The organism is Brevundimonas sp. (assembly GCF_004210735.1).
Taxonomy (GTDB): domain Bacteria; phylum Pseudomonadota; class Alphaproteobacteria; order Caulobacterales; family Caulobacteraceae; genus Brevundimonas.
On sequence record NZ_SDZL01000020.1, the window covers coordinates 20,368 to 46,117 of the forward strand.

At 67.9% G+C, this 25,750-nt stretch carries 27 protein-coding genes; 9 read left to right on the plus strand and 18 right to left on the minus strand.

Annotation, left to right across the window (positions count from 1 at the left end):
- The first annotated feature begins 57 nt into the window (after window positions 1-57).
- Window positions 58-744, plus strand: coding sequence for a response regulator transcription factor (locus EON91_RS06105; RefSeq protein WP_292092555.1), 687 nt, complete (start codon window positions 58-60; stop codon window positions 742-744).
- A gap of 3 nt (window positions 745-747) precedes the next feature.
- Here EON91_RS06105 and EON91_RS06110 read toward each other — a convergent pair whose 3' ends face one another.
- Window positions 748-1,398, minus strand: coding sequence for a hypothetical protein (locus EON91_RS06110; RefSeq protein ID WP_292092504.1), 651 nt, complete (start codon window positions 1,396-1,398; stop codon window positions 748-750).
- 306 nt (window positions 1,399-1,704) lie between these two features.
- Here EON91_RS06110 and EON91_RS06115 point away from each other — a divergent pair, with 306 nt between their 5' ends.
- Window positions 1,705-3,108 carry an SLC13 family permease gene (locus tag EON91_RS06115; protein ID WP_292092506.1) on the plus strand — a complete coding sequence of 468 codons (1,404 nt, stop codon included), beginning with the start codon at window positions 1,705-1,707 and terminating at the stop codon, window positions 3,106-3,108.
- A 9-nt stretch (window positions 3,109-3,117) separates the two neighbouring features.
- Here the strand turns inward: EON91_RS06115 and EON91_RS06120 are convergent, their stop codons facing one another.
- The 3 genes from EON91_RS06120 to EON91_RS06130 all read right to left on the minus strand — a co-directional run bounded on the left by EON91_RS06120 (window position 3,118) and on the right by EON91_RS06130 (window position 7,546).
- Window positions 3,118-3,915 (minus strand): exodeoxyribonuclease III, encoded by a 798-nt coding sequence (locus tag EON91_RS06120; RefSeq protein ID WP_292092507.1) that lies wholly within the window; start codon window positions 3,913-3,915, stop codon window positions 3,118-3,120.
- A 370-nt stretch (window positions 3,916-4,285) separates the two neighbouring features.
- Window positions 4,286-4,918: an outer membrane lipoprotein carrier protein LolA gene (locus EON91_RS06125; protein ID WP_292092508.1), complete on the minus strand. Its 633-nt coding sequence runs from the start codon at window positions 4,916-4,918 to the stop codon at window positions 4,286-4,288.
- 243 nt (window positions 4,919-5,161) lie between these two features.
- Entirely contained in the window at window positions 5,162-7,546 is a 2,385-nt protein-coding gene (locus EON91_RS06130) for a DNA translocase FtsK (protein WP_292092510.1), read from the minus strand.
- 133 nt (window positions 7,547-7,679) lie between these two features.
- Between EON91_RS06130 and EON91_RS06135 the strand changes: the two genes are divergently transcribed.
- Complete coding sequence (locus tag EON91_RS06135; RefSeq protein ID WP_292092511.1) at window positions 7,680-8,930, plus strand: UbiH/UbiF/VisC/COQ6 family ubiquinone biosynthesis hydroxylase; 1,251 nt, start codon at window positions 7,680-7,682, stop codon at window positions 8,928-8,930.
- Between the two features lie 6 nt (window positions 8,931-8,936).
- Here EON91_RS06135 and EON91_RS06140 read toward each other — a convergent pair whose 3' ends face one another.
- Both EON91_RS06140 and EON91_RS06145 read right to left on the minus strand, forming a co-directional pair.
- Window positions 8,937-9,719 carry an SDR family oxidoreductase gene (locus tag EON91_RS06140; protein WP_292092513.1) on the minus strand — a complete coding sequence of 261 codons (783 nt, stop codon included), beginning with the start codon at window positions 9,717-9,719 and terminating at the stop codon, window positions 8,937-8,939.
- On the minus strand, window positions 9,716-10,021 hold the full coding sequence (locus EON91_RS06145) for a 4a-hydroxytetrahydrobiopterin dehydratase (protein ID WP_292092515.1): 306 nt from the start codon (window positions 10,019-10,021) through the stop codon (window positions 9,716-9,718). Before EON91_RS06145 ends, EON91_RS06140 begins: the two co-directional genes overlap by 4 nt.
- 118 nt (window positions 10,022-10,139) lie before the next feature.
- On the opposite strand from EON91_RS06145, the gene ubiE reads away from it, so the two are divergent.
- Genes ubiE through EON91_RS06160 form a run of 3 tightly spaced genes read left to right on the plus strand, consistent with a single transcriptional unit; the run spans window position 10,140 to window position 12,977 of the window.
- Window positions 10,140-10,922 carry a bifunctional demethylmenaquinone methyltransferase/2-methoxy-6-polyprenyl-1,4-benzoquinol methylase UbiE gene (gene ubiE, locus EON91_RS06150; RefSeq protein WP_292092518.1) on the plus strand — a complete coding sequence of 261 codons (783 nt, stop codon included), beginning with the start codon at window positions 10,140-10,142 and terminating at the stop codon, window positions 10,920-10,922.
- Complete coding sequence (gene ubiB / locus EON91_RS06155; protein ID WP_292092521.1) at window positions 10,910-12,493, plus strand: 2-polyprenylphenol 6-hydroxylase; 1,584 nt, start codon at window positions 10,910-10,912, stop codon at window positions 12,491-12,493. The genes ubiE and ubiB overlap by 13 nt, the downstream gene beginning before the upstream one ends.
- Window positions 12,494-12,512: 19 nt before the next feature.
- Complete coding sequence (locus EON91_RS06160) at window positions 12,513-12,977, plus strand: hypothetical protein (RefSeq protein WP_292092523.1); 465 nt, start codon at window positions 12,513-12,515, stop codon at window positions 12,975-12,977.
- A gap of 5 nt (window positions 12,978-12,982) precedes the next feature.
- Here the strand turns inward: EON91_RS06160 and arfB are convergent, their stop codons facing one another.
- The 9 genes from arfB to EON91_RS06205 all read right to left on the minus strand — a co-directional run bounded on the left by arfB (window position 12,983) and on the right by EON91_RS06205 (window position 19,571).
- A complete protein-coding gene (arfB, locus tag EON91_RS06165) occupies window positions 12,983-13,384 on the minus strand; it encodes an alternative ribosome rescue aminoacyl-tRNA hydrolase ArfB (RefSeq protein WP_292092526.1) in 402 nt (133 codons plus the stop codon).
- Window positions 13,381-13,839, minus strand: coding sequence for a YaiI/YqxD family protein (locus EON91_RS06170; RefSeq protein ID WP_292092527.1), 459 nt, complete (start codon window positions 13,837-13,839; stop codon window positions 13,381-13,383). The genes arfB and EON91_RS06170 overlap by 4 nt, the downstream gene beginning before the upstream one ends.
- Window positions 13,840-13,897: 58 nt before the next feature.
- The gene (locus EON91_RS06175) at window positions 13,898-15,247 is read right to left on the minus strand and encodes an amidohydrolase family protein (protein ID WP_292092529.1); all 1,350 of its coding nucleotides are present in this window, start codon (window positions 15,245-15,247) and stop codon (window positions 13,898-13,900) included.
- Complete coding sequence (locus tag EON91_RS06180) at window positions 15,247-16,719, minus strand: amidohydrolase (RefSeq protein ID WP_292092531.1); 1,473 nt, start codon at window positions 16,717-16,719, stop codon at window positions 15,247-15,249. The genes EON91_RS06175 and EON91_RS06180 overlap by 1 nt, the downstream gene beginning before the upstream one ends.
- 81 nt (window positions 16,720-16,800) lie before the next feature.
- Complete coding sequence (locus tag EON91_RS06185) at window positions 16,801-17,079, minus strand: DUF167 domain-containing protein (RefSeq protein ID WP_292092532.1); 279 nt, start codon at window positions 17,077-17,079, stop codon at window positions 16,801-16,803.
- A 14-nt stretch (window positions 17,080-17,093) separates the two neighbouring features.
- Window positions 17,094-17,468 (minus strand): ammonium transporter, encoded by a 375-nt coding sequence (locus EON91_RS06190; protein ID WP_292092535.1) that lies wholly within the window; start codon window positions 17,466-17,468, stop codon window positions 17,094-17,096.
- The gene (locus tag EON91_RS06195; protein ID WP_292092537.1) at window positions 17,465-17,761 is read right to left on the minus strand and encodes an autorepressor SdpR family transcription factor; all 297 of its coding nucleotides are present in this window, start codon (window positions 17,759-17,761) and stop codon (window positions 17,465-17,467) included. The genes EON91_RS06190 and EON91_RS06195 overlap by 4 nt, the downstream gene beginning before the upstream one ends.
- A 115-nt stretch (window positions 17,762-17,876) precedes the next feature.
- Window positions 17,877-18,806: an FAD-binding protein gene (locus EON91_RS06200; protein WP_292092538.1), complete on the minus strand. Its 930-nt coding sequence runs from the start codon at window positions 18,804-18,806 to the stop codon at window positions 17,877-17,879.
- The gene (locus EON91_RS06205) at window positions 18,807-19,571 is read right to left on the minus strand and encodes an electron transfer flavoprotein subunit beta/FixA family protein (protein ID WP_292092540.1); all 765 of its coding nucleotides are present in this window, start codon (window positions 19,569-19,571) and stop codon (window positions 18,807-18,809) included.
- Window positions 19,572-19,688: 117 nt separating this feature from the next.
- On the opposite strand from EON91_RS06205, the gene EON91_RS06210 reads away from it, so the two are divergent.
- Window positions 19,689-20,021 (plus strand): hypothetical protein, encoded by a 333-nt coding sequence (locus EON91_RS06210; RefSeq protein WP_292092541.1) that lies wholly within the window; start codon window positions 19,689-19,691, stop codon window positions 20,019-20,021.
- A gap of 4 nt (window positions 20,022-20,025) precedes the next feature.
- Here EON91_RS06210 and EON91_RS06215 read toward each other — a convergent pair whose 3' ends face one another.
- Entirely contained in the window at window positions 20,026-20,598 is a 573-nt protein-coding gene (locus tag EON91_RS06215) for a cob(I)yrinic acid a,c-diamide adenosyltransferase (RefSeq protein WP_292092543.1), read from the minus strand.
- A 5-nt stretch (window positions 20,599-20,603) separates the two neighbouring features.
- Window positions 20,604-20,807: a twin transmembrane helix small protein gene (locus EON91_RS06220; protein WP_292092545.1), complete on the minus strand. Its 204-nt coding sequence runs from the start codon at window positions 20,805-20,807 to the stop codon at window positions 20,604-20,606.
- A gap of 142 nt (window positions 20,808-20,949) precedes the next feature.
- Here EON91_RS06220 and EON91_RS06225 point away from each other — a divergent pair, with 142 nt between their 5' ends.
- Window positions 20,950-23,436, plus strand: a complete 2,487-nt coding sequence (locus tag EON91_RS06225) for a TonB-dependent receptor (protein WP_292092546.1) — start codon at window positions 20,950-20,952, stop codon at window positions 23,434-23,436.
- Window positions 23,437-23,569: 133 nt separating this feature from the next.
- Entirely contained in the window at window positions 23,570-24,691 is a 1,122-nt protein-coding gene (locus EON91_RS06230) for a hypothetical protein (RefSeq protein ID WP_292092548.1), read from the plus strand.
- Between the two features lie 117 nt (window positions 24,692-24,808).
- On the opposite strand, the gene EON91_RS06235 is transcribed toward EON91_RS06230, so the two are convergent.
- On the minus strand, window positions 24,809-25,750 hold a 942-nt coding region (locus EON91_RS06235; protein ID WP_292092550.1), incomplete at its 5' end, for an adenosylhomocysteinase.

A 25,750-nucleotide genomic window follows, 5' to 3' on the forward strand; every position in this document is an offset into this window, starting at 1 on the left:
GCCGCATTTTTCCCGTCGCGCCTTGCGGTTCGCTCCAGCCTAGCCATTCTGGTGTCCATGCCCAGCCCCAAGACCATCCTGATCATCGACGACGACGACGACCTGCGCGAGGCGTTGGCCGAGCAACTGGATCTGCATGAGGAGTTCCGCACCCTGCAGGCCGCGACGGCGACCGAGGGCGTCAGAATGGGCCGCGAGGTGCGTGCCGACCTGATCCTGCTGGACGTTGACCTGCCTGATATGGACGGGCGCGAGGCGTGCCGCCTTCTGCGCAAGGACGGGGTTTCGACGCCGGTCATCATGCTGACGGGCCAGTCGGCGGACGCCGACGCCATCCTGGGTCTGGACGCGGGGGCCAATGACTATGTCACCAAGCCCTTCCGCTTCGCCGTGCTGCTGGCGCGCATCCGCGCCCACCTGCGCAGCCACGAACAGTCCGAGGACGCGGTCTTCCGCATCGGCCCCTACGACTTCCGCCCGGCCGGAAAGATGCTGGTCGACGACAAGGGCAAGAAGATCCGCCTGACGGAAAAAGAAACCAACATCCTGAAATACCTCTATCGCGCCGGGGCCAAGGCCGTGTCGCGCGAGGAACTGCTGACCGAGGTCTGGGGCTACAACGCCGGCGTCACCACCCACACGCTGGAGACCCACATCTATCGCCTGCGCCAGAAGATCGAACCCGAGCCCGGCCAGGCGCGCCTGCTGCTGACCGACGCGGGCGGGTACCGGTTGCAGCCGTGAGGATCAGCCGCCTGTCGGCCGCCACTCGCTGAGGCGTTCGCCCGACACGGTCTCGAACGCCACCACGTCCAGCCGCACCGCCGCGACGCAGACTGGCCGCCGGTCGGGGTCGTCGCCGATGCAGTGGATCACGCGTCCATCCGGGAAACTGTCGAACCGGCCCTCCAGCGCCAAGCGGTAGCCGCCCGGCGCGGGGGCGGCCGCCTTCTCGCCCTGGCCCCGCACGGTGAACCGATACGCCTGGCCGGGACGGCGCCCCAGTCGCGAGGCCCCGGTTTCGCGCAGCACGGCGAGTCCCGCCGAATAGGCCAGGGGCGCAGATTGAGGCGCAGGCTGGGGCACAGGTTGGGCTGGCGGCGGCGGGACGACCTCGTCCGCCAGTGTGTCGGACGCCGCCTTATGGGGCGCGACGACCGGAACGCTCACCCGCAAGACCGGACAGGCGTTGTCGCGCAGCCATGGCCGATCGATCCACAGACCTTCTACCGCCTCCCATTGGTCGGCGGCCTGGCCCACCAGCGGCGCGTTCATCCAGTCAGCGGGGATCAGCGTCAGGGTCAGGCTCGTGGCGTCGCTCCATACCGCGCGGGCCAGGCCCTCGGGAGCGACCGAACCCAAGGCGTCGGGTCCGAAGCAGGAGAAGGGCAGCCGCACGTTTAGTGTCCGGCCAGTCAATCCATTGGAGGGCGCGCGCCCGATCGCATGCGCGGACGCCGCTTCATCCAGGGCTGACAGCAGTTCGGCTCGGCCTACCGACGCCGGGGCGGGCGCTTCACGCACGTGCGGGGCCACCAGGCCAGAGTCCTCGGCCCGCTGCTCACAACCCGCAATCGAGGTCAGGGCAAGGCCGCAAAGCAGGGTGACTCGCCTGGGAAACGCCTTCATGAAACCACCTTAGCATATCGACCGCTGTACATGCGGCGCCGACACAGGAACGCGTCGGACCGGATTCGGAAACGCATGACTTTCGATCAGATCATCGCCCTGGCCGTTCTGGCGGCGGTTATCGGCGCGCTGGTGCACGGGCGGTTGCGGCCCGATGTCGTCGCGCTGACGGGAGCGGCGGTGCTGCTGATGCTGGGCGTGGTGCGCCCGGTCGAAGTTCAGGGCGCTTTCGCCAGCCCGGCGGTGATCGCGCTGGCTGGCCTGTTCGTCATCGCCTATGCGATCGAACTGTCGGGCTTGCTGGCCCTTTTGATCCGCCAGGCCACCCGGCTGACCCGCGTGATGAAGGCGCAGGGGATCTGGCTGGTGATCTTCCTGTGCGGCTCTGTGGGTGGTTTCCTGAACAATACGCCGGTCGTGGTCCTGGCCGCGCCTGTCGTGCGGGACATGGCGACCAACTTGGGCCTGTCGCCCAAGCGCTTCCTGATGCCGCTTAGTTTCATCGTCATCATGGGGGGCTTGCTGACGCTGATCGGCACCTCGACCAACCTGCTGGTCAACGACATGGCGCGCAATGCCGGACAGCCGGTATTCCGTCTGTTCGACATCACCGGCGTCGGGCTGATTATCGGTCTGTCGGGGGCGGCCTATCTCTATTTCATCGGCGCCCGGCAGCTGGACCGCACCGCCTCGGCGGAAGAAGCCGAGATGGCCCAGTTGACCCAGGCGGAACGTCAGCGGTCTGCCGGACCCCGACGGGGCTTGCTGCGTCTGCTGGCGCTACGCCTGCCGCGTTGGGGTGAAGCGCGCAGCCATCCCGACGGATCGGGTGACGCCGTCCTGGGCGACGTCAACCTGTACGAAGACGGCAAGTCCCGCCCGTTCGAGGCGCGCCGCGCCTTCATTTCGCTGGCCGTGTTTGTGGCGGTTATCGTCGTCGCCGCGACGGGTCTGGCGCCTATTGCGGCCTCGGCCTTCGCCGGGGCGGTGCTGCTGATTCTGCTGCGGGTCATCACGGCGGACGAGGCCTATGCCGGGCTGCGGCCCGAGATCCTGCTGCTGATCGCCGGGATGGTGGTGGTCGGTATGGCCATCGAGGTCACCGGACTGGCGGCGCAGGCAGCGTCGGGGCTGATCGGCATGGTGCGGCCGCTGGGGCCCTTTGGCGCGCTGGTGATCTTTTACGGCGTGACCTTGTTCGCGACCGAGCTTCTGTCCAACGCCACCGTGGCGGTGCTGATCACCCCGGTCGCCGTGGCCCTGGCAGAGGCGCTGGGCGTCGATGCACGACCGTTCCTGGTGGCTGTGATGATGGCCGCCTCGGCCGCCTTCGCCACGCCGTTCGGCTATCAGACCAATGTCTTGGTGTTCCAGATGGCCGGCTACACCTACATGGATTTCGTGCGGGTCGGGGTGCCGCTGAACCTGGTCACCTGGGTGGCGGCCATGATCGCCATCCCGATCTTCTTCCCGTTCTGAAGGCTCGGGTCAGACGTCCAGATCGACGGTGACCGGGGCGTGGTCGCTGGGCCGCTCCCATTCGCGCACATCGTCATGGATGCGGGCGGTGTCGGGCACGACGGCGGGTGTCAGGCCGGGCGAGGTCCAGATGTGGTCCAGGCGCAGGCCGCGGTTCGACTTGCGGAAGTCGGCGGCGCGATAGCTCCACCAGCTGGCCAGCTTCTGCGGTTCGGGGAAGCGGTCACGCAGCACGTCGGCGAAACCACCTGCGTCCTGTAGCCGGTTCAGGGTCTCGACCTCGATCGGGGTGTGGCTGACGATCCTGGACATGTAGCGGTGGTTCCAGACGTCGTTCTCGCCGGGCGCGATGTTGAAATCGCCGGCCAGGACCAGCGGCGCCGACTTGTCTCGCGTGGCGATCTCGGCGGTCAGCCGCTCGTAGAAGTCCATCTTGTGGTCGAACTTCGGGTTCAGGGCCCGGTCGGGCACGTCGCCGCCGGCCGGGATGTAGAAATTCTGGATGTCGACGCCGGCCACCTTGGCCGAGACGCAGCGGGCGTGGCCCAGCTTGCAGACCTCCAGCGTCGTATTGTCCGCGATGGGCAGGCGGCTGGCGATGGCCACGCCGTGCCAGCCCTTTTGACCCGCCACCCGCAGGTGCGGCAGGCCCATTTCCTCGAACGCCTGACGCGGGAACTGGTCCGTGGTGCATTTGATCTCCTGCAGCAGCAGGACGTCGGGCGAGCGCTCGGCGACGAAGCGGGCGACCTGGTCGATGCGCAGACGGACGGAGTTGATGTTCCAGGTGGCGATACGAAGGGTCATGGGGCCGTCCTAGCGGGCCATGATCGCCACCGCCATGGTTCTGGCGCTCAAGCAGTGAGCGACCGCGTCGCGAGCGATAGCGCCCTCTTCATCAAAAAGCGCTCAAGCAGTGAGCGACCGCGTCGCGAGCGATAGCGCCCTCTTCATCAAAAATCGCTCAAGCAGCGAGCGACCGCGTCGCGAGCGATAGCGCTCTACAAACAAAAAAGCGCCCGGCGGGGGCCGGGCGCTGAAAAGGTGTCTCTCTCGCCGCCGGGAGGGGGATGAAATCCGTAGCGGACAGAGGGCTCGCACCGCTCTGTGTGTTCACAATGTCACAATGACTGAAAAAGTCAAATGACCGTCGTGTGAAATTCCACCGTCGGGCGAATCAGCTGCGGCCCGGGCGACGCGTGGGATCGCGCAGCTGGAACAAGCTGGCCGACAGACCCGAGGCGGCGCGCAGATTGGTCAACTGGGTGCGGGTGCGCGCGCCCTGCGGATCGATGATGGTCCATTCGACCAGCCGCATCGGCGACCCGGCGAAGGCCAGCACCACGGCGCCGTCATTGGGGCGACGCGAGTCACGCGCCGTCAGGGCGAAGCCGTCGCTGGTGCGGGTCACACGATCGATACGGACGCCCTGGTCCAGCCGAACGTTGCGCGCCAGGAAGGTCGACAGCGGCGTCTGGCCCAGCGGCACCTGACGGAAGACGTCCAGGCGGGGGTCATAGCGTTTCACGTTCGAGCCGTCCGACACGACCAGCAGACCTTCGGGGCTGGTGTATTCGAAGCGCAGCTTGCCCGGGCGCTGCAGATAGAATTTGCCCGAACGACGCTGACCGCCGGGGCCGGTCTCGACAAAGTCGCCCTGGGCCGAGGTCAGGTTCTGCAGATAGGTCTGGGCCTGGGTCAGGACAGCGCGATCCTCGGCCGACAGGCTGGATTGCGCGGCGGCGGGCATGGCGGATCCGGCGGCGATAGAGACGAGGCCGAGGCCAAGGGCGCGACGAGAAACGGTCATGGGAGTCCTCCCGTTCGGGATGGTTGTCGATGATCGCCTTATGACGCGGCTGCGCGGCAAGGGCATGACGCGAGCCTGACCATATTCCGGCGGCCGGATGAAGCGCCGTTCATAGCGCGGGAGTTCCCGCGCCATGGCTTTTTCCCCTGACGCACGCCGCGCGGCGGCTTGCTGCTTGAGGGCGAACCGCGCCACGGCTGGCCGCTGAAGCAGCGAGGCTCCGTGAGCCGAGCGTGAGCGGCTCTAAACAATGGGCGGCGGGCCGGCCAGGATGTCGCGCTTGCCCGCGTGGTTGGCCGGACTGACGACGCCTTCCTGCTCCATTCGCTCGATCAGGGTGGCGGCGCGGTTATACCCGATCTGCAGGCGGCGCTGGATGTAGCTGGTCGAGGCCTTGCGGTCGCGGGTGACCACGGCCACGGCGCGGTCATAGAGGTCGTCGCCCGACATGCTGTCGCCGTCGCCGCCCATGGCGCCGTCGCCATCGCCGTCCGGTTCGTCGGTGATCAGGTCGAGGTAATCCGGCTCGGCTTGGGCGCGCAGGTGTTTGCACACCTCCTCGACCTCGGTGTCGGTCACGAACGGACCGTGCAGGCGGGTGATGCGACCGCCGCCGGCCATATAGAGCATGTCGCCCTGGCCCAGCAGCTGCTCGCCGCCCTGTTCACCCAGGATGGTGCGACTGTCGATCTTGGACGTGACCTGGAAAGAGATCCGGGTCGGGAAATTGGCCTTGATGGTGCCGGTGATGACGTCGACCGACGGGCGCTGCGTGGCCATGATCAGGTGGATGCCGGCGGCGCGGGCCATCTGGGCCAGACGCTGCACCGCGCCTTCCACGTCCTTGCCGGCGACCAGCATCAGGTCGGCCATCTCGTCCATGACCACGACCAGATAGGGCATGGGCTCGGGGCGGATCTTTTCGGACTCGTAAACCGGGCGGCCCTGATCGTCGAAGCCGGTCTGCACCGTGCGTTCGAAATGCTCGCCCTTGGCCTGCGCCTCACGGGCCCGGTCGTTGTAGCTGGCGATGTTGCGCACCCCCAGCTTGGACATCCGGCGATACCGATCCTCCATCTCGCGCACCGTCCATTTCAGGGCGACGACGGCCTTTTTCGGATCGGTGACGACAGGGCTCAGCAGGTGCGGGATGCCGTCATAGACCGACAGCTCCAGCATCTTGGGGTCGATCATGATGAAGCGGCATTCGGCGGGCGAATGGCGGTACAGGATCGACAGGATCATGGCGTTGACCCCGACCGACTTGCCCGAGCCGGTGGTGCCCGCGATCAGCAGGTGAGGCATGCGCGCCAGGTCGGCGACATAGGGCTCGCCGCCGATGGTTTCGCCCAGGGCCAGGGGCAGCAGATGGCTCTTTTTGTCGTATTCGCCGCTGGCCAGCAGGTCGCGCAGGTAAACCGTCTCGCGCTTGGCGTTGGGCAGTTCGATGCCGATGGCGTTGCGGCCCTGGACCACGCTGATGCGGCAGGCGCGGGCCGACATGGAGCGGGCGATGTCGTCGGCCAGGGCCACGACGCGGCCGTGCTTCACGCCCGGCGCGGGGACCAGTTCGTACAGGGTGACGACGGGGCCGGGGCGGATCTGGTCGATCACGCCGCGCACGCCGAATTCCTGCAGTACGCCCTCCAGCATCTTGGCGTTCTGCTTCAGCGATTCCTCGTCAACCGAGGCGGTGCGCTGCTGCGGCTTGGCCAGGATGCCCAGGGCGGGCAGTTCGAAGCCGTCGCCGCCTTCGAAATTGAAGGCCTGCTGGTCGGTGTCGGTGCGGGCGGGCTTGGGCGCCTTGGCGGCGGCGACCCTGGGCTCGAGCGGGCGCGGCGCGGCGGCGCGCGGCGCGGGCGCCGGGGTGTCATCCTCCCACGGCGGCGGATCGAAGGCGGCGGGCTCACCCGGCTCGAACTCGGGCTCGGGCGCGGGGCGCGCGCGCGGCTTGCGCACCGGCCTGGAGGTCTCGGCCAGCGGCGGCGGAGCGACGGAGGCGCGACCGGATCGCAGCGATCCGGCCCAGCCGGCCGCCTCGGTGAAGTCCGAGGTGCGAAGACCGACAGTGTAGGCCAGGGCCCACAGGCCGATCAGCAGATAGATCAGCCCGACCACGCCGCGCGCGCCGGGAATATGGATGGCGGCCAGCAGGTTGGCGCTGACGCCCGTCACCGCATCGCCCCACAGCCCGCCCAGACCGGCCGCCAGCGGCCAGCGCGCCGGCGGCGGCAGGGCCGACAGGGCGGCCGAGACCAGCAGCACCCCGGCCACGGCGCAGAAGGCCTTGAAGGCGGTCGGCTTCAATCGCCGTTGGATCGTCTCGCCCACCGCCCCGGCCAGGCCAAAGGCGATCAGCAGGAGGGCGGCCAGAAAATCGGCCAGGCCCAGAGACTGGCGGAACAGGTCGGCGAACAGGGCGCCGGGCCCGCCCAGCCAGTTCTGCGTATCACCCGTGCCCGAGGCGTTCAGGCTAGGATCACCGGGATTCCATGACGCCAGCGCGACCAGCAGTAAGGTCGCCAGCACTGCCTGCACGATCCCGCGCACGCGCACGACGAACGGCGCCCCCCAGACAATGCGGGCGGTGGTCCAGGCGCGGTGGCCGAGCGCGAGGGCGGCGGACATGAAGGCGAGCCTCCGGAAACGATACTGCGCCCCTTGTCGCCCGATCAGGGTTAAGGGGCTGTTTACCAGCCGCGACCTTGCGCCTCTGACTTCGCCTCTGGACGCGCGGCCTCGGCGGCGCGACACAGGAGCCATGGCCGAGACCGAATACGACCTGATCATCGCCGGCGCGGGACTGGCGGGCGCGACGTTCGCGCTGGCGGCGGCGCAGGGCGGGCTGAAGTCCGTGCTGGTCGATCCGCAGCCGTTCGACGCGCAGCTGGCGCCGACGTTCGACGGGCGGTCGACGGCGATCGCCTATTCGACGTTCCGCATGCTGGACGCGCTGGGCCTGGGCGAAAGCCTGCGGCCCCACGCCTGCCGGATGGACCGCATCCTGGTGACCGACGGCAAGCGGCCGGGCGCGGCCAGCAAGCCGCCGTCGCCGGCCTTCATCCGCTTCGACGCCGACGAGATCGGCGACCGCAACGGCGGCGAGCCGCTGGGATACATGGTCGAGAACCGCCGTATCCGTGTAGCTCTGGCCGAGGCGGTGACGCGGGCCGGGATTGAGGTGCGGGCGCCCGCCGCCGTGGCCACGGTCGACGTCGGGCCGGGCCGGGCCGTGGTGACGCTGAAGGACGGGGGGGCGATCGCCGCGCCATTGGTGATCGGGGCCGAGGGCCGCGGTTCGACCGTGCGCCGCGCCGCCGGGATCGAGACGGTCGGCTGGGACTATGGCCAGAGCGGCGTGGTGGCGACGGTGAAACTGGGCCGCGACCACGGCGGCGTCGCCCACGAATATTTCCTGCCCGACGGCCCGTTCGCCATCCTGCCGCTGACGGAGCAGCGCGCCAGCCTGGTCTGGACCGAGAGCACCCGTCGGGCCGAGGCGTTGAAGGCCGCATCCGATGACGCCTTCCATGCCCATCTGATGCGCCGGTTCGGCGAGTTTCTGGACGGGGTCGAGGTGGTCGGGCCGCGCTTTGTCTATCCGCTGTCGCTGCAGATGGCCGAGAAGCTGACCGCGCCGCGCATCGCCATCCTGGGCGACGCCGCCCATGGCGTGCATCCGGTCGCCGGTCAGGGGCTGAACATGGGGCTGAAGGACGCCGCCGCCCTGGCCGAGGTGCTGACCGATGCGGTGCGGCTGGGCGAGGATATCGGATCGGAGTTGGTGCTGGAGCGGTACGCCCGCTGGCGCCGGTTCGACAATGCGGCGCTGGCCGCCGGGTTCGACGGGTTCGTGCGCCTGTTCTCCAACGATTTGCCGCCGGTGCGGCTGGCGCGGGACGTGGGCATGGCGGTGGTCAATCGGATCGGACCGCTGCGCCGCGCCTTCATGCACGAGGCGGGCGGCGCGACGGGCGATCTGCCGAAACTTCTGCGCGGCGAGGCGCTGTGACCGGCGCTATTGCGCCGTCATGCCCCCGTCGATTTTGAACTCGGCGCCGGTGACGAATTTGCTCTCGTCCGAGGCCAGATAGAGGACGCACCAGGCCACATCGTCCGGTTCGCCGATCCGCTTCAGCGGGATACCGCGGGCCAGCTTTTCGTGGGCGGTGGTCTCATTCCCGCCGGCCATGGCGACATAGGGATCCAGGATCGGCGTCTTGATGAAGACCGGGTGCACCGAATTGGCGCGCACGTTCCAGCCGGCCTTGGCGCATTCCAGCGCCACCGTCTTGGTATAGAGCCAGACCGCCGCCTTGGTGGCGTTATAGGCGCCCATGCCCGGCGCGGCGGCCAGCCCTGCGATCGACGAGATGTTGATGATCGACCCGGCGCCCGAGGTGCGTAGATGCGGCATGGCGTGCTTGCAGCCCAGCATGACTGATTCCTGGTTGATCGCCTGAACCTTGCGCCAGTTCTCCAGCGTGTCCTGCTCGGCGAAGACCAGCATGCCGCCGATGCCGGCGTTGTTCACCAGGATCGACAGGCCGCCCATGTCGGCGGCGGCCGCCGCGACGACGCGGATCCAGTCGGCCTCGTCCGTCACGTCGTGGGCATAGGCGAAGGCCATGCCGGGATGGTCGGCGTTGATGGCGTCGGCCAGCGCCTGGGCGCCCGCGTGGTCGATGTCGGTGACGGCGACCTTGGCCCCTTCGCGGACCAGCATGCGGGCCATGGCCTGGCCCAGGCCCCCGGCCGCGCCGGTGATCAGGGCGGCCTTGCCCGCGACGCGCCCGGTCATTGCTCCGTCCCGAAGGCGGCCGCCGCCTCATCGATGAAGCGGGCCATGGCCAGGTCGCGCTCGGTCACCCCGTCGGCGTCGTGGGTGGTCAGCAGAACCTCGACCCGGTTGTAGACGTTCGACCATTCCGGATGATGGTCGGCCTTCTCGGCCAGCAGGGCGACGCGGGTCATGAAGCCGAAGGCGGCGTTGAAATCGGCGAATTTCAGCGACCGTTCGATGGCGATGCGCTCGCCGTCGTGGCGACGCCACAGCGGCAGCTGGGCCAGGACCTGATCCGGGTCTAGGGCGGTGATGGCCATGAACGTCTCCCCTTTGTTGCGACAGGCCTATCGCGCGCGGCGGGGTGCGACAAGCGTGCCCCGACGTCAGCTTCAGCATCGGCGTGACGCCGCTTTCAGGACGGGCTAAACCGCTGGCATGACCGACGCCTCCCCCGACGCCCCTTCCGAAAAGACCTCGTCCTTCGGCTTCCGCGATGTGGAGGCGAAGGAGAAGGTGCGCATGGTGCGCGGCGTGTTCGACAGTGTGGCGTCGAACTACGACCTGATGAACGACCTGATGAGCGCGGGCGTGCACCGGGTGTGGAAGGACGCGGCGGCGTCCAAGCTGAACGCCCGGCCGGGCGAGACCATCCTGGACGTCGCGGGCGGCACCGGCGACATGGCGCGGCGCTATTCGAAGATGGCCCGCGCGGCGCAGGAACGGCGCGGGGGCGAGGACGCCTCGGTCATCGTGCTGGATTATAACGCCGAGATGATCCTGAACGGCGTCGCCAAGGGCGGCGAGCCGGAGATGCAGTGGACGGTGGGCGACGCCATGGCCCTGCCGCTGCCGGACGCCTCGGTCGACGCCTATTCGATCAGCTTCGGCATCCGCAACGTGGCCGACGTGCCCCAGGCCCTGCGCGAGGCGCGGCGGGTGCTGAAGCCGGGCGGACGGTTCATCTGCCTGGAGTTTTCGCGCCCGACGACCGGGGTGATGCGCAAGGCCTATGACGCCTGGTCCTTCCACGCCATTCCGCGCATCGGCCAGTGGGTCGCCAAGGACCGCGACAGCTATCAGTATCTGGTCGAGAGCATCCGCCGCTTCCCCGACCAGCAGACCTTCAAGCGAATGATCGAGGACGCCGGCTTCAGCCGCGTCACCGTCACCAACCTGACCGGCGGTGTGGCCGCGATCCACCACGGGTGGGCGATCTGAGCCGGCTGACCGTCCACACGCCGCCCCCGGCGCCGACGCCCGAGCCGGTGCGCGATCCGCTGGGCGCGGCCCTGCGTCTGATCGGCTGGGGCTGGGTTCTGGCGCGGCACGACGCCCTGATCCCGCGCGAGGTGACGCCGCTGCTGCCGGTGTGGACGCGGCCGTTCGCGGGCTTCGTCCAGATGTTCGCCAGCCGGAAACTGAAGGCCGGGCGGCCGGGCCAAAGGGTCGGCGCGGCGTTCGAGCATCTGGGTCCGGTGGCGATCAAGCTGGGTCAGGTGCTGGCCACCCGCGCCGACATTTTCGGCCTGCAGTTCGCCCAGGATCTGGGCCGGCTGAAGGATCGCCTGCCCGCGTTCTCGCTGGCCGAGGCCAGGGTCGAGATCGAACGGTCGCTGGGCCGCCCGGCCGAGAGCCTGTTCATCGATCTGGGCGAACCGGTCGCCGCCGCCTCGCTGGCGCAGGCGCATCCGGCATGGCTGGCCGACGGCCGCAAGGTGGCGGTCAAGGTGCTGCGCCCCGGGGTCGAGCGGCGGGTGTCGCGCGGGCTGGATTCCATGCGTCTGGGCGCCAAACTGGTCGAGAAATTCGTCGAACCGGCCCGGCGGTTGGAGCCGCAGGCCTTTGTCGAGATCATCGCCCGTTCGCTGCAGCTGGAACTGGACATGCGGCTGGAGGCGGCGGCGGCGTCTGAATTGGCCGAGGTCATGGCCAAGGACGGCTATATGTCCGCGCCCGGCGTCGTCTGGGACGGGGTGGGCAAGCGGGTGCTGACGCTGGAATGGGCGCCCGGCCTGCCGATGACCGATCCGGCGCTGGTCGAACAGCCGGGGCTGGACAAGGACGCCCTGGCCGACAAGGTCGTGCGGGCGTTTCTGGTGCAGGCGCTGGACCATGGCGTGTTTCACGCCGACCTGCACGAGGGCAATCTGTTCGCCCGCGCCCCGGCTGAACTGACGGCGGTGGATTTCGGCATCGTCGGCCGTCTGGGCCCGGCCGAGCGGCGCTATCTGGCTGAAATCCTGTGGGGCTTCATCAGCCGCGACTATGACCGCATCGCCCGGGTGCATTTCGAGGCGGGCTATGTGCCGCCGCACCATTCGGTCGACACCTTCGCCCAGGCCCTGCGCGCGGTAGGCGAACCGGTCATCGGGCGTCAGGCCAGCCAGGTGTCCATGGGGCGTCTGCTGGGCCAGCTGTTCGAGATCACTGCCCTGTTCGACATGCACATGCGGCCCGAACTGGTGCTGCTGCAAAAGACCATGGTCTCGGTCGAGGGCGTGGCGCGCCGCCTGAACCCCGACCACGACCTGTGGGAGGCGGCCAAGCCGGTGGTCGAGCGCTGGATCCGCCGCGAACTGGGCCCCGCCGTCCAGGCGAAGGAGACGGTCGAGGAAGTGGTGGCGACGCTGAAGGCCCTGTCCCGCCTGATCCAGAACCCGCCGGAAAACCAGACCGTGGTGGTGACGCAGAACCGTCTGCCGACTTGGGCCGTTGTCGGTCTGACCCTGAGCGGCGCGGCCTCGGCCGCCGCCCTTCTAATGTCGCTTTGGCCGCACATCGTGGGCTGAACCCACCGGAGACGACCGTATGAAGACCCTGCTGATCGCGCTTTCGGCGTCCGCCCTTCTGGCCGTGCCGGCGCTGGCCTCGGCCCAGGCCGCTCAGGACAAGCCGACCGCCGCCGCGACCCTGCCCAACGCCTTTGACGGCCCGGCCCCGCGCCCGTCCGCCGCGCCGCCCGTCGCTACGGCCAGCGCGACCGCCGATTCCCGGTCGGAGCCGACGCTGCGCGCCATCGTCGGCGCGATCCAGGCGGGCGAGCCGGACTATGAGGTCTTCAGCCCCGATCTGGCGGCCAAGATGCGCGAGATGGCGCCCCAGGTGACGCCGCTGGTGCAGCAGTTCGGCCCACTGAAGACCGTCGCCTATGAGGGTGAACAGAACGGCGCCGACATGTTCCGCCTGACGTTCGACAAACAGGCGACCCAGTGGCTGATCGGCTTCAACGACGCGGGCAAGGTCGCCGCCCTGCTGTTCCGCCCGGCGGAATAGGGGCGTCAGTCCAGGCTGGGCTTGCCCCGGCCGCTCTTGACCGATGACCGCGTGGTCTTGGCTTTCAGGCGACGTTCCTTTGACGCGCGGGTCGGTCGGGTCGGGACGCGATAGGTCGGGGCGATCATCGCCTTGGCCACCAGCTCGTCCAGCCGTTCGATGGCGTCGGCGCGATTGCGTTCCTGCGTCCGATAGCGGACGGCGGTGATCAGGATGACCCCGTCCAGCGTCAGCCGACTGCCCGCCAGCTTCATCAGCCGCGCCCGCACCGGCTCGGTCAGGCTGGGCGAGTTCCTGGCGTCGAACCGCATCTGTACGGCGGTCGAGACCTTGTTGACGTTCTGGCCGCCGGGGCCGCCCGCGCGGAAGAAGCGGAACTCCAGCTCGTCCTCGGGGATGCGGCTCACGACGCGGCCTTGCGCGCCCGGACTATGGCGGTGTCCAGCGCCTGCAGGAAGCGCGAGCGGTCGGCGGCCGAGAACGGCGGCGGGCCCGAGGTGGCGACGCCCATCGAGCGCAGGTGTTCGCCCACCATCCGCCCGGCCAGGGCCGAACCGATGGAATCCGGCGTGAACGGCTGACCGTTCGATTTCAGCGCCTGCGCCCCGGCCTTCAGACAGCGGTCGGCCAGCGGGATGTCGGCGGTGATGACGATGTCGCCGGTCACGGCGCGCTCGGCGATCCAGTCGTCGGCCACGTCCGGTCCGGCGTCGACGACGATCTGTTCGATCAGGCTTTCGCGCGGGACATTGATCCAAGCGTTCGACACCACGAACACCTTCAGCCCATAGCGCCGCGCGACGCGGTAGACCTCTTCCTTCACCGGGCAGGCGTCGGCGTCGATGTAGAGCGTGGAAGGCATGAGTCTGAATAGCGCCGTCGAAGCAAAAGGGGGAGCCGCCAACTCCCCCTTTATCGGATCAGCGGCTGTAGGCGGGGGGCAGGGCGCCCTCGCCCCCGTCCTTGTAGCGATCTCGCAGCAGCAACTGACGGCTGGTCAAAGGCTGTTCCTGACCGTCGATGAAAACGGCCGAGGGTTGGCTGAGCGGCTCCAGCGGGTCGCCGGACCAGACCACGACGTCGCCCGCCGCGCCGGTTTTCAGCTCGCCGAACTGGCCGTCGAAGCCGAAGATGCGGGCCGGGTTGACGGTGATGGCCGCGACCGCCGCCGCATAGGGCAGGCCGTGCGAGACGGCGTTGCCGGCGTTGTAGCGGGTCTCGCGGGCGCGGTGGTTCGAGCCCTCATTGCCCTTGATGGCGATCAGAACCCCGGCCGCCTGAAGCGCGGCGGCGTTTTCGGCCCGGGCGGCGCGCATTTCGAAGTTTGCGGGCAGATTCGAGGTCGGGTTCAGCAGGACAGGAACGCGGGCCGCCGCGATCTGGTCGGCGACCAGCCAGCCTTCCTCGGCGCCGTCCAGGATCAGTTTGACGCCTTCCTCGCGGGCCAGGCGCAGCACCTGCTGGATGTCGGCCGCGCGACGCACGGTGACGATCAGCGGCATCTGCCCGTTGGCGACCGGGATCAGCGCCTCGAGATCGGCGCGTGACAGCGACAGGTCGCGCAGGCCGGCGCGGTCATAGGCGGCCTTGTTGCGGGCATAGAGGCGGACCTCGGCCAGGGTTTCCTTGAACTGGGTGAACTGCGCGCCGCGCGCGCCGCCGGCGACGCCGGCCCCGGCCTCGCCGAACGGAGCCAGCATGGCCACGCGCGGCTTCATCAGGATGTTCTGACCCTGGGCCAGATGGATCACCGCCGCCTGGCCCGCGAACAGGCCGGGCGACTGGAAGCCGGCATGGCCGACGCCGGCGAAGTCGGAATCGTCATGGCTGTGGCCGCCGCCCGAGCCGGGGTGCTGGGGCGTGACCACGGCGCGGGTCACGCCGCCCAGCCGGGCGACCGGCAGGGTAAAGGACCACGGGTCCAAGCCATAGGACAGGTCGAAGGCCGCGCTCAGGCTGTTGGCGCTGTTGCGCAGGTCGTCCGAGCCGCCGACCGAACTGACTTCCGAGCCGCCCAGGCCGGAGTCCACGGCGACGAAGCCGGGAGCCACGACCTGGCCCGTCGCGTCGATGATGCGGGCGCCCGCCGGGGCGGGACCGGTTCCAACCGAGGCGATACGGCCGTCGCGGATCACGACGGTCCCGTTCTCGATGACGGAGGTTCCGGTCAGCACCTTGCCCCCGGTGATGGCGACGGTTTGGGCCAGAGCGGCAGCCGGGGCGAGAACCAGGGCCAGGGCGGCGCCGGCGAGGAAGGTCTTGAGGCGCATCAGCGGGCTCCTGCACGGACGTTGGCGGCGCTCAGGCCATAGCCGGGCTGGCCCAGCTCGAAGTCGGACACCGGCTGGCGCGCCGGGTTCATGCGGTCGAAGGCCAGGCCGCCGTCGATGAAGACCTGGTCGGCGCGGGCGTAGACGCTGAACGGATTGGCGCTCCAGATCACCACGTCGGCGCGTTTGCCGGCCTCCAGAGAGCCGGTCTCCTTGTCGATGCCGATGGATTTGGCGGCGTTCAGCGTGATCCAGCTGATCGCGTGCTCTTCCGAGATGGTCATGCCCGCGCGGCGACCGGCCGAGACGGCGGCGGCGGCTTCCTGATTGAGGCGTTGGGTCAGCTGGTCGTCGTCGGAGTGGATGACGGCGCATGACCCCTGAGCGGCATCGACCAGGGCAGCGTTTTCCTCGATCCCGTCCAGGGCCTCCATCTTGAAGCCCCACCAGCCGGTCCACATCGCAGCGCAGACGCCTTCGCGGGCCAGACGCGGGGCCAGTTTGTAGGCCTCGACCGCGTGGTGGAAGGTGGTGATGCGGTAGCCGAACTCCTTGGCCACATCCAGCATCACGGCCATTTCATCGGCGCGATAGCAGTGGTTCTGGATCAGGATCGAGCCGTCCAGCACGCCCGCAAGGGTTTCATTCTGCAGGTTGCGGGTGGGGGGCGAACCCTCGCCCGTCTCGCGCCACTTGTCCCACTTGTCCTTGTACTCGCGCGCGGCGATGAAGGCGGCGCGATAGCCGGCGACATTGCCCATGCCCGTGGCCGGGGACTGGTTGCGGCCGCCATAGACGCGGCTGGGGTTTTCGCCGCAGGCCATCTTCAGGCCATAGGGCGCGTTCGGGAATTTCATCCCCTGCATGGTGACCGACGGCACGTTGCGCACGGTGACGCCACGCCCGCCGAACAGATTGGCCGAGCCGGGCAGGATCTGAAGCGTGGTCACCCCGCCGGCGCGGGCGGTGTTGAAGCCGGGATCCTGGGGCCAGATCGAATGTTCGGCCCAGACCTGGGCGGTGTTCGGGCCGGTGATCTCGTTACCGTCGCTCATCCCCATGACGCCGGGCGAGGGATAGACGCCCAGATGGCTATGGATGTCGATGACGCCGGGCGTCACATAGCGACCGCGCGCGTCCACGACGCGGTGACCGGCAGGAACCGGGGTGTCGGCGCCGCCGACCGCGGCGACCTTGCCGTCGGTGACGATGACCACGCCGTTGTCGATCTTTACGCCCGCGCCGGTCAGGACCACGCCGCCGACGATGGCGATGTTCTCCTGCGGCAGCGGCCGATAGGTCGAGGGGTAGGGGTCGGGATTGGCGGCGACGTCCAGACCGGCGGGCAGGGCGCGCGGCGCCTTGGCCTCGGCCTTGTCGCCGCCTGTGTCGGTGGTGGCGCAGGCGGAGACGCCGATCAGGGCGCAGGCGAGAACCGCGAGGCTGGCGCCCCGCAAGCGGTCGATGGACATCGGTAACCCCCAAGGCGCCCGGACGGGCGAAACGGCGGCGGCATCAAAGCGGCGCCCGCGCGGGGGGTAAAGCCGGAAACGTCAGCCGCCGGACAGCCGCGACCTTAAATTTTCGTCATCCAGGCCAGCGACCTCGATCATCTTGAGCCGCGACTGGCCGCCGCGCGCCAGGGTCACGTCGCGTTTCGGCACGCCCAGCGCCCTGGCCAGACAGGCGACCAGCGCCGCATTCGCCTCGCCCTCGACCGGCCGGGCGCGGACGCGAACCTTCAGGATCGGCCGCCCATCGGCATCCACATCCCATCCGTCGATGCGATCAATGGCGGCGCCGGGCTTCAGCCTGACCGGAAGTCTGGACACGGAAACCCTCCGGATCAGGCCGCCGTCGTCCGATCCCGCAGGGACAGGCAATAACCGATCGAGACGGCCAGACCCGCGATCACCGCGCCGCATCCGACGAACACGGCGGTCGAGATGGGCGCGAACACGAAAGCCCCCGCATAGATCAGCCCGCTGATCACCATCGCCCAGGCGGTGACCCGCTGGGCCTTGCGGGCGCCCGGGCCCCTAGCGAGGGTTTTGGGGATGCGATTGCCGAATGAAGCGACCATCAGACCGGTGGCGCCCAGAACGATGCGCAGCGTCGTCTCCTGATCGATATAGCCCAGGTTCTTCGCCAGACTCGCGCCCAGCGCCAGCACGACAATGCCGCCGCCCCAGGCCAGGCTGTTGGTCAGGTCCTTGGTCATTTTACAGGCTCCTTCCTCGGATCGGACGTTTCCGATCCCAGGCCAAATGAGTGAACGAAGCTCAGCAGAGCCTCTTCGAGCACCGAGAGCTTCAGGTGATAGATGACCGCCTTTCCCGCCCTCTCGGCGTGCACCAGGTCGGCCTCCTTCAGCACGGCGAAATGGGCCGACATGGTCGGCTTGGAAACCTGGAACTGGTCGCTGATCTCGCCGGCTGTCATCGGCCCCTCGCGAAGAAGCTGAAGAACCCGGCGCCGGGTCGGATCGGAAAGGGCCCTGAAGACGTGACTCATGATGCGACAATTAGCTAATCGTCGAAACGAGTCAAGCGCCGGGATGGCGCGCACAAAAGAAAGGGGCGCGGACCTTTCGGCGCCGCGCCCTGCATTCAGACGGAAAACGTCAGGCCTAGCCCAGCGCGGCCATCAGGTCCGGCACGGCGGTCTTGTAGTCGGCGACCAGGCCGTAATCGGCGATCTGGAATATCGGGGCGTCGGCGTCCTTGTTGATCGCGACGATCACCTTGGAGTCCTTCATACCGGCCAGATGCTGGATGGCGCCCGAAATGCCGATGGCGATGTAGAGGGCCGGGGCGACGACCTTGCCGGTCTGACCGACCTGATAGTCGTTGGGGGCGTAACCGGCGTCGACGGCGGCGCGCGAGGCGCCGATGGCGGCGCCCAGCTTGTCGGCCAGCGGCTCCATCACCGCATGGAACTCTTCAGCCGAGCCCAGGGCGCGGCCGCCCGAGACGATGATCTTGGCGGCGCCCAGTTCGGGGCGGTCCGACTTGACCATTTCTTCGGAGACGAAGGCGACCTTGGGCGCTTCGCCCGCGGCGACGGTTTCGACCGGGGCCGAGCCGCCTTCGCCGGCCGCCGCGAAGGCGGTCGGGCGCACGGTGATGACCTTTTTCGCATCGGCCGACTGGACCGTCTCCAGCGCGTTGCCCGCATAGATGGGGCGTACGAAGGTGTCGGCCGAGACGACCTCGACGATGTCCGAGATCGGGGCCGTGTCCAGCCTGGCGGCGATGCGCGGGGCGAAATTCTTGCCGTCGGTGTTGGCGGGCGAGAGGATGGCGTCGTAGTTCCCGGCCAGCGGCAGGACGGTGGCTTCAACCGCTTCGGCCAGACCGTGGGCGACGGCGTCGCCTTCGGCCAGCAGGACCTTGCGCACGCCCGTGATTTTGGCGGCGATATCGGCCACGCCCTCGGCGCCCTTGCCCAGGACCAGAACGTCCACGTCGCCCGACAGGGCCAGAGCCGCCGTCACGGTCTTGTGGGTGGTGTCGCGAACGGCCGTACCGTCGTGGTCGGCGATGACGAGAACGGCCATTTACAGGACCCCCGCGGACTTGAGCTTGGAAACCAGTTCGGCGGCGTCGGCCACCTTGACGCCCGCCGAACGCTTCGGCGGCTCCGTCACCTTCAGGACCTTCAGCCGGTCGGCCGTGTCCACGCCATAGTCGGCGACCGCCTTGACCGCGATCTCCTTCTTCTTGGCCTTCATGATGTTGGGCAGGCTGGCGTAGCGCGGCGTGTTCAGGCGCAGGTCGGTGGTGACCACGGCCGGCAGGGTCGCCGACAGGGTCTGCAGACCGCCGTCGACTTCACGGGTGACGACAGCCTTGCCGCCTTCGATGACCAGCTTGCCGGCGAAGGTGGCCTGGGGCCAGTCCAGCAGGGCGGCCAGCATCTGGCCGACGGCGTTGTTGTCGCCGTCGATGGACTGTTTGCCCATCAGCACCAGGTCGGGCTTTTCCTCGTCGACCACGGCCTTCAGCAGCTTGGCGACGGCCAGCGGCTCCAGATCGGCATCGGACTGGATCAGCAGGCCGCGATCCGCGCCCATGGCCAGGGCGGTGCGGATGGTTTCCTGGGCCTGCGTCACGCCGATTGAGACGACGACAATCTCGGTCGCCGTGCCTGCCGCGTGATGCTCCTTGCCTTCCTTCAGACGAACGGCCTCTTCGACGGCGATCTCGTCGAAGGGGTTCATGCTCATCTTGACGTTGGCCAGATCAACGCCGCTCTGGTCCGCCTTCACGCGAGCCTTGACGTTGGAGTCGATAACCCGTTTGACCGGGACGAGAACCTTCATGGGTCTATCCGTGAAATCGCCTGAATGTTGCGATGCAATGGATCGCCTAGACAGGCCTGTCAACGTAACGCCGGGTCAAGCCGATCCGCTTCCGGCCATTTTGGACGACCCGCGACGATGCATCGTTTGCTGACCTTTCGCCGACTGGGCCTGATGTTCCTGGCCGTTTTTGCGGTCGCCGTGGGCGGGCTGGTCATATTCCAGAACGTCTGGCTGGCCCCGGGCGAGCGCTGCGAGGCGGCAGGTAAATGGTATGATCTGGAGACGCGCACCTGCGCCCAGCCCATCTCCATCGCCGAGATCACGGGCCGGCCGATCGAGGGCCGGCGGGCCGAGGCTTCGGCCGAGAAGAATCGCGAGCTGGTGCAGATCGAGCGCCGCCTGACCGCCGAGAAACACGCCCGCGACGCTGCGGTCGAGGCCGAACGCGCGCGGCTGAGAGAGCGGTAGAGGCCTAGCGCGTCGCGCCGGGCCTCCACAGGACATCCCCGGCGCCGTTGGCGTTGGCGCGGCGGGCGGCGACGAACAGGTGGTCGGACAGGCGGTTCAGATAGCGGACCGCGTCAGGGTTCACGCCCTCGCCGGATTCGACCAGCCGCACGGCGTCGCGCTCGGCCCGGCGGCAGACGGTGCGGGCCAGATGCAGATGGGCCGACAGCGGCGAGCCGCCCGACAGGATGAAGCTGTCCAGCGGCTTCAGGCTTTCGTTCATCCAGTCGATCTCGGATTCCAGCCGTTCGACCTGGGTCGCGATGATGCGCAGCGCCTCCCATTTCGGGGCCGGGTCCATCGGCGTAGCCAGGTCGGCGCCCAGGTCGAACAGTTCGTTCTGAATGCGACCCAACATGGCGTCGATACGGTCGTTCTGGCCGCTGTGCAGGCGGGCGACGCCGATCACGGCGTTCAGTTCGTCCACGGCGCCATAGGCCTCGACCCGGCGGTCGGTTTTGGACACCGGGGCGCCCGAGGCCAGACGCGTCTGACCGGCGTCGCCCGTGCGGGTGTAGATCTTGTTCAGCGTGACCATGACATTCAGCCCCCGTGGGTCGATTTCCACCACACGCCGGCGACCAGCAGCACGACCGCCACCGCCTGGAGCGCAACGCGCAGACGCATCAGCCTGTTGGAGTGCGAGCGCGCATAGTCGCCGCCGCGGTACAGCGAATAGATGCCGAAGCCCAGGGTGATCGCGACCGCGCTGACCGCGAGCAGGATGAGAATGTCGAACAGGTCCATACCGCACTTCTAGGCCCAGGCGAGGCGACGCGCCAGCAAGGTGGGCGTGTGTCGATATTGCGACCTATTCGCACACCCCATTGTAGCGCTGCCATAATTGATGTTGAGAAGCGCTCGCAACTCCCCGGGGCTATTCCACACCATGACGACCCATTCTCGCCGACGCCTGATGCTGACGACCGCCGCCATCGCCACGGCGCTGTGCACGCCCGCCCTGGCCCTCAGTGGCCTGGCCTTCAATGACCCGGCGTTGACGGATACGCAGCAGGCGACGCGTGTGGACGACGTGGTCGTCACGGCCGCCGGCTTTGAGCAGAAGATCGTCGACGCCCCCGCAAGCATCAGCGTTATCACCGTCGAGGAACTGCAGACGCGCCCGTACATGACGTTGCTGGACGCGGTGCGTGATCTGGAGGGCGTCGATATCGGCGAGACCCGCGACAAGACGGGCCAGGGCACCATCTCCATGCGCGGCATGGGGTCGGACTATACCCTGATCCTGATCGACGGCCGCCGCCAGAACAACCACGGCGACATCTATCCGAACAGCTTCGGCGGCAACCAGTTCAACCACATCCCGCCGCTGGATTCGATCGAGCGGATCGAGGTCATTCGCGGCCCCGCCTCGACCCTGTACGGCGCCGACGCCATGGGCGGGGTGATCAACATCATCACCAAACGCACGCTGGATCGCTGGAGCGGCTCGGTCACCACGGCCCGCACCTTTGAAACCAGCGACGAGTATGGCGACGACCAGACCGTCGACGTCTACGCCAACGGGCCGATCATCTCCGGCCTGCTGAACCTGAGCGTGCGCGGCAGCTGGTACACGCGCGACGCCTCCAACCCGGTCTATGAGAGCATTCGCGATCCGAACGGCGTCGAGCTGGACCGGTCGCTGGGCTTCGGCGGCGGCGGCAAGACGGTGAACAACGAGAACCTGGCCGGCGGCCTGAGCCTGACCTTCACGCCGACCGACAACCAGACCCTGACGCTGGACTACGACACCTCGCATCAGGAGTATGACAACGCGATCCGTCTGAACGACAGCGGGGCCGAGGAGTATCCGGTCGGCACAGTCGACAACTACGGCGCCATGCTGCGGATCGGAGCCAACGGCCGCATCGAGCCGCGCGCCGGCTATGCCCCGACGCAGGAGTTCACCCGCGACAGCTGGGCGCTGACCCATCAGGGCCAATGGTCGTTCGGCAATAGCCGGGTGAGCCTGTCCCACGTCGCGACCAACAACGACGGCCGCACGCTGCCGTTCTCGGTGGCCGAGCGTCAGGACCTGCAACTGCTGTGGAACGCCGCCTGCGCCAACCTGGGCGGAACGGTCAACGGGGGCACCGGCTACTGCCCGATCAACGGCACCGGCTACGCCAACGTCAATGCGTGGAACAACCTGTCAGAGGCCGCCAAGCTTCAGGTCATGCAGGCCAACCTGACCACGGCCCAGTATGACGCCCTGCTGGCCGACCTGCCGCGTCCGAAGCGGACGCTGGAGAGCGCGCAATATACGCTGGACGCCCAGATGGACATGCCGTTCCAGCTGGCGGGCGAGCATGTCGTCGTCATCGGCGGCCAGGTCATTCGCGGCGAGCTGACCGACGGTGTCTTTGGCCTGCAGGACGGCCAGACCGGCCTGAAGCAGGAGCACAACATGTACTCCCTGTTCGTCGAGGACACCTGGCGGGCGGTCCCGTCGCTCGCCGTCACGGCGGGTGTCCGGTATGACGATCACGAGGTTTTCGGCAGCCATTTCAGCCCGCGCCTGTACGGCGTCTACACCCTGAATGACCAGTGGACGGTCAAGGGCGGTGTCAGCACCGGTTTCAAGACGCCCAAGACCACCCAGCTGTATGACGGCATCACCGGTTTCGGTGGGCAGGGCACCTCGCCCATGTTCGGCAATCCGGACCTGAAACCGGAAACCAGCGTCAGCACCGAACTGGCGGTTTACTGGGAGCATCCGTCGGGCCACAGCCTCAACGTCACGGCCTTCAACAATACGTTCGAGGACAAGATCTCGAACCAGCCGTGCGGCGGCGCCCTGACGCTGGCCTGCGCCAGCACCGGCGACTATGGCGATCTGGGCTACACCACCAGCACCCGCGCGACGAACATCGACGAGGTGGACATCCGCGGCGTCGAGGTGGCCGGTCGCTGGAAGGCGCTGGAAACGGTCAGCGTGCGCGGCAACTACACCTTCACCGACAGCGAGCAGAAGAGCGGCGTCGACAAGGGCCTGCCCCTGGGCGAAAGCGCCCGTCACATGGCCAACGCCTCGGTCAGCTGGCAGGCGACCGACCGGCTGAACCTGCTGCTGACGGGCGAGGCGCGGGCAAAGCGCTATGCCGGCAAGCACGCCGTCACCAGCGAGGCGATCTACTACAAGGACTACGCCGTGCTGAACCTGGGCGGCGCGTATGAGGTGAACAGCTGGCTGACGGTCAATGCGCGGGTCAACAACCTGCTGGATCGCGACTTCACCACCTATGACGCCGAGTTCCGCGACCTGAACAATGACGGCGACTATCTGGACACCAACGAGGCGCTGTTCTTCGATCACTACAACAACAAGGACAAGGGCCGCAGTGTCTGGCTCAGCCTGAACGCCCGGTTCTGATCGCACCTCCCCGATCCTGACCGGACCTGCGGGCCGCCTCCTTCCCCGGGGCGGCCCGTTTTCGTAGGCGCCCAAGGCGCGGCTAAGCCGTTGGTCATCTTTGCATGACAGGGTTCGTCAGACGGGGACCCACATGACTGACCGCGCGATCCGCAATCTGGCCCATCTGAAACGCTCGGCCTCGACCGCGCGGGTGCTGAACCTGCTCAAGGTGGCGGACGAGCACGACCGGACGGGCGACTGGGCGGCGCGGCCGATGTTCCAGACCCCGGCGCTGAACGCGTCGCTGATCATCAAGCATCGCCTGCGCAGGAACGAGATCGACGCCTTCGCCAGTCGCCGGCAGGTGGCGACCAAGGTGGTCATCCCGATCGACAGCGAGGATCTGAAGAGCGGCGGCCGCTATGTCTTCGTCAACCAGCGCGGTTTCGAGGCGGCGCTGCAGGAAACGTTCGGCGTCGACGCCGACCATCCCGATGTGCGGGTGCTGCGGTTGATGGACGAACTGCCGTCGCTGGACCCGTTCCTGCTGCGCGAGCAACTGCGCCGCGCGGGGGTCGATCCGGCACCCTGCTATTTCGCGCTTAGCGAGGCCGATCTGGACCGGATGACGGCCTTCGTCGAGGCCGAGATTGAACCGCTGGTGACGCTGAGCCTGGGGCCGGACGTGGTGGCGGTCGGCTCGGCCCGGAAGATGGCCGCGACCATCCTGTCGAACCGGTCGGGCGCGCGCATGGAGGCGCTGCGCCAGACCCTGCGTCTGGACCCGGAGCAGTACGAGGAGGGCGTCTTCTGCTGGAAGGGTTTCCTCTATTACAAATGGGCGCTGAAGAGCCTGATGGCCGAGGTGGTGGCTGTGGCCGACGCGGTCTGGACCGCGCGACCGGTCGGGCCTCTGGACGACCAGTCGCGCGAATATCTGGACCGGGGTCGCGAGGTGTTGCGTCGCCGGATTCTGAAGACCTGCGAGGACGCCCACGCCACCCTGGCCATCTATGACCGAGCCTATGCGGCGATGACGGTGGACGGCCAGCCGACAGCCTTCCGCGACTTCCTGCTGGAGGCGCCGACCATGTTCTCGAGGCTGGGCGAACAGCTGGGCGCGATCCAGCATGTGGTCAGCTTCTGGCGGTTCCGGTTCGCCCCCGGCGCGGCGCACGTCAGCGTCGAGGAGCTGATCGACATCTTCATGGATTTCGAGACCGGCCTGCGCGGTCGCGAGGATCCGGCGCTGGAATACGGCGCGGCGGCATAGAAAAAGGCCGGAGAGGCGAGCTCTCCGGTCTTTTCTTTATTGGGCGCTACGCTCGGCTCGCGGAGCGTCGCTGCATGAGCGCGCGGTCGCGGACGATGCCGCGGCTGTGGTGCGCGCCTAGTAGCGATAGTGTTCCGGCTTGAACGGGCCTTCGGTCGGGACTGAAATGTAGTCGGCCTGTTCCTTGGACAGGGTCGTCAGCTTTGCGCCCAGCTTGGCCAGGTGCAGGAAGGCGACCTTTTCGTCCAGGTGTTTGGGCAGGGTATAGACCTGGTTCTGATAGGCCTTGGCGTTGGTCCACAGTTCGATCTGGGCCAGCGTCTGGTTGGTGAAGGACGCCGACATCACGAAGGACGGGTGGCCCGTGGCGTTGCCCAGGTTCACCAGACGGCCTTCGGACAGCAGGATGATCTTTTTGCCGTCCGGGAACTCAACGTGGTGGACCTGCGGCTTGATCTCGTCCCACTTGAAGTTTTTCAGGCCAGCGACCTGAATCTCCGAGTCGAAGTGACCGATGTTGCAGACGATGGCGTTGTTCTTCATCGCCCGCATGTGTTCGACGGTGATGACGTCCTTGTTGCCGGTGGCGGTGACGAAGATGTCCGCGTCGCCGGCGGCCTCTTCCAGGGTCACGACCTCATAGCCTTCCATCGCGGCCTGCAGGGCGCAGATCGGATCGACCTCGGTCACCTTCACGCGGGCGCCGCCCTGGCGCAGCGAGGCGGCCGAGCCCTTGCCCACGTCGCCGTAGCCGCACACCACGGCGACCTTGCCTGACAGCATGACATCGGTGCCGCGACGGATCGCGTCGACCAGCGATTCCCGGCAGCCGTACAGGTTGTCGAACTTGGACTTGGTGACGCTGTCGTTGACGTTGATGGCGGGGAAGGGCAGTTCGCCGCGCTCGGCCATCTGATACAGGCGGTGAACGCCCGTGGTGGTCTCTTCCGACACGCCGCCGATGGCGTCGCGGATGGCCGAATAGAAGCCGGGCTTCTCGGCGATGTAACGCTTCATCACCGCGAACAGGGCTTCTTCTTCCTCGTTCTGCGGGTTCGA

Coding starts and splice junctions, on each gene's coding strand:
- EON91_RS06105 (WP_292092555.1), top strand. CDS start 58: ATGCCCAGCCCCAAGACCATCCTGATCATCGACGACGACGACGACCTG.
- EON91_RS06115 (WP_292092506.1), top strand. CDS start 1,705: ATGACTTTCGATCAGATCATCGCCCTGGCCGTTCTGGCGGCGGTTATC.
- EON91_RS06120 (WP_292092507.1), bottom strand. CDS start 3,915: ATGACCCTTCGTATCGCCACCTGGAACATCAACTCCGTCCGTCTGCGC.
- EON91_RS06125 (WP_292092508.1), bottom strand. CDS start 4,918: ATGACCGTTTCTCGTCGCGCCCTTGGCCTCGGCCTCGTCTCTATCGCC.
- EON91_RS06130 (WP_292092510.1), bottom strand. CDS start 7,546: ATGTCCGCCGCCCTCGCGCTCGGCCACCGCGCCTGGACCACCGCCCGC.
- EON91_RS06135 (WP_292092511.1), top strand. CDS start 7,680: ATGGCCGAGACCGAATACGACCTGATCATCGCCGGCGCGGGACTGGCG.
- EON91_RS06140 (WP_292092513.1), bottom strand. CDS start 9,719: ATGACCGGGCGCGTCGCGGGCAAGGCCGCCCTGATCACCGGCGCGGCC.
- EON91_RS06145 (WP_292092515.1), bottom strand. CDS start 10,021: ATGGCCATCACCGCCCTAGACCCGGATCAGGTCCTGGCCCAGCTGCCG.
- ubiE (WP_292092518.1), top strand. CDS start 10,140: ATGACCGACGCCTCCCCCGACGCCCCTTCCGAAAAGACCTCGTCCTTC.
- EON91_RS06160 (WP_292092523.1), top strand. CDS start 12,513: ATGAAGACCCTGCTGATCGCGCTTTCGGCGTCCGCCCTTCTGGCCGTG.
- EON91_RS06170 (WP_292092527.1), bottom strand. CDS start 13,839: ATGCCTTCCACGCTCTACATCGACGCCGACGCCTGCCCGGTGAAGGAA.
- EON91_RS06175 (WP_292092529.1), bottom strand. CDS start 15,247: ATGCGCCTCAAGACCTTCCTCGCCGGCGCCGCCCTGGCCCTGGTTCTC.
- EON91_RS06180 (WP_292092531.1), bottom strand. CDS start 16,719: ATGTCCATCGACCGCTTGCGGGGCGCCAGCCTCGCGGTTCTCGCCTGC.
- EON91_RS06190 (WP_292092535.1), bottom strand. CDS start 17,468: ATGACCAAGGACCTGACCAACAGCCTGGCCTGGGGCGGCGGCATTGTC.
- EON91_RS06195 (WP_292092537.1), bottom strand. CDS start 17,761: ATGAGTCACGTCTTCAGGGCCCTTTCCGATCCGACCCGGCGCCGGGTT.
- EON91_RS06200 (WP_292092538.1), bottom strand. CDS start 18,806: ATGGCCGTTCTCGTCATCGCCGACCACGACGGTACGGCCGTTCGCGAC.
- EON91_RS06205 (WP_292092540.1), bottom strand. CDS start 19,571: ATGAAGGTTCTCGTCCCGGTCAAACGGGTTATCGACTCCAACGTCAAG.
- EON91_RS06210 (WP_292092541.1), top strand. CDS start 19,689: ATGCATCGTTTGCTGACCTTTCGCCGACTGGGCCTGATGTTCCTGGCC.
- EON91_RS06215 (WP_292092543.1), bottom strand. CDS start 20,598: ATGGTCACGCTGAACAAGATCTACACCCGCACGGGCGACGCCGGTCAG.
- EON91_RS06220 (WP_292092545.1), bottom strand. CDS start 20,807: ATGGACCTGTTCGACATTCTCATCCTGCTCGCGGTCAGCGCGGTCGCG.
- EON91_RS06225 (WP_292092546.1), top strand. CDS start 20,950: ATGACGACCCATTCTCGCCGACGCCTGATGCTGACGACCGCCGCCATC.
- EON91_RS06230 (WP_292092548.1), top strand. CDS start 23,570: ATGACTGACCGCGCGATCCGCAATCTGGCCCATCTGAAACGCTCGGCC.